Origin of the sequence: Nitrosomonas mobilis, from assembly GCF_900103035.1 — a bacterium.
In the GTDB taxonomy this organism is placed as follows: Bacteria; Pseudomonadota; Gammaproteobacteria; order Burkholderiales; family Nitrosomonadaceae; genus Nitrosomonas; species Nitrosomonas mobilis.
The window spans coordinates 1-246 of sequence record NZ_FMWO01000036.1 but is presented as its reverse complement, the minus strand read 5'-3'; the positions used below and the strand labels follow the sequence as shown (position 1 = coordinate 246).

Genomic DNA, 246 nt, shown 5'->3' with positions numbered 1-246 from the left:
TCCAGGAAGGCGTCGCCTTATATGAATACGTAGGGCACGATCCGGAATACCAGCGCTGGTCGCCCGGTACACTATTGCAATATTTTGCCTTGCAAGAGATGTTTGCAGCTGGAAATATAAAAATTTTTGATTTTACCGAGGGTGAAGGTGCGCACAAAGCGTTCTTTTCTACGCATTCTCAATATTGCGCTGATATCTATTATTTTCGTCGTACCGTGAGTAACGTTGTAAAGATAATGTTGCATG

General features: G+C 43.1%; 1 protein-coding gene. It reads left to right on the top strand.

Translation table 11 applies throughout. The features are described 5' to 3' along the window. A partial coding sequence (locus NSMM_RS03660; protein WP_143001845.1) for a GNAT family N-acetyltransferase occupies nucleotides 1–246 on the top strand: 246 nt, incomplete at both ends.